This window comes from Paraburkholderia nodosa (assembly GCF_001718195.1).
Classification (GTDB): Bacteria; Pseudomonadota; Gammaproteobacteria; order Burkholderiales; family Burkholderiaceae; genus Paraburkholderia; species Paraburkholderia nodosa_A.
Genome location: NZ_MCNV01000077.1, coordinates 1 through 752, shown reverse-complemented (window position 1 = coordinate 752; position 752 = coordinate 1). Strand labels below are relative to the sequence as shown.

The following is a 752-nucleotide window of genomic DNA, read 5'->3' as shown; positions in this document are numbered from 1 at the left end:
GTCGTACTGCGGGCTAAATACAGATGTCGCATCTCTTCCCCGGTCTGATGTTCCTGCAGTGCTGAAGGCCAGCGGTTGAAGCAGCAGGGCGCTTGTGCCTGTTCAGCGGGTCCGGGCAGTCCGCTGGCCAGGTCTGGATGGCTGCGTTGCTAGCGTCTTTCGCTGCGCAAGGTTTACGATCACGGCCTCCATGTCGGCCTGCGTGAACTCGCGCGTCTTCTTCGTGCCGGGCGCACGCTCATGGCTACGCACCTCGATGCCGCGGTTGGTGCGCGAGGGTGAGCCCGAGGCGCGCCGGCCATCGCGCTGCGCCTGCAGCGCCTGCGCCACCTCCAGCGCGTGCGCGAGCCGCTTGTGCTCGATCACCGCGCCCTGGTCCACCTCGGTCAGGCGGTCATACTCGCGATACGGCAGTACCCGCGTGTCGGCCCGCAATTCAATGCGTCCGTCCGGGTAATGCACAGCGCGCGCTGCGCCAGACCTTCAGTCAACTGGTGGTTACTGGTGCTGCCACGCCGTCGCGAAACCAGCCCGGATGCCCCGGATGCCCGATACCGCAGCACCAGGCGCTCGACCTGACGGCGGCAGATGCCTAGCCGTTCAGCCGCTCGCCAGGGCATCAGCTGTGCCTCGGCGACTGCCTCGATCACCTTCAGGCGGTCCAGCTCGCGCATGCTCATCGTGATCATCCCGGTACAGGCCATCGGCGGCTCCACGTATCCGTGAAAACCGTCCAGCATGTACCTCAAATC

The 752-nt window shown here is 65.7% G+C and carries 2 protein-coding genes; both read right to left on the bottom strand.

Features of this window, described 5'->3' with window-relative positions:
- Window positions 1-102: 102 nt before the first annotated feature.
- On the bottom strand, window positions 103-435 hold the full coding sequence (locus tag BFD71_RS42710; RefSeq protein WP_256095121.1) for a hypothetical protein: 333 nt from the start codon (window positions 433-435) through the stop codon (window positions 103-105).
- Window positions 387-752: helix-turn-helix domain-containing protein (locus BFD71_RS42705; protein WP_256095120.1), on the bottom strand; the 366-nt coding region annotated here is incomplete at its 5' end. The genes BFD71_RS42705 and BFD71_RS42710, both read right to left, overlap by 49 nt.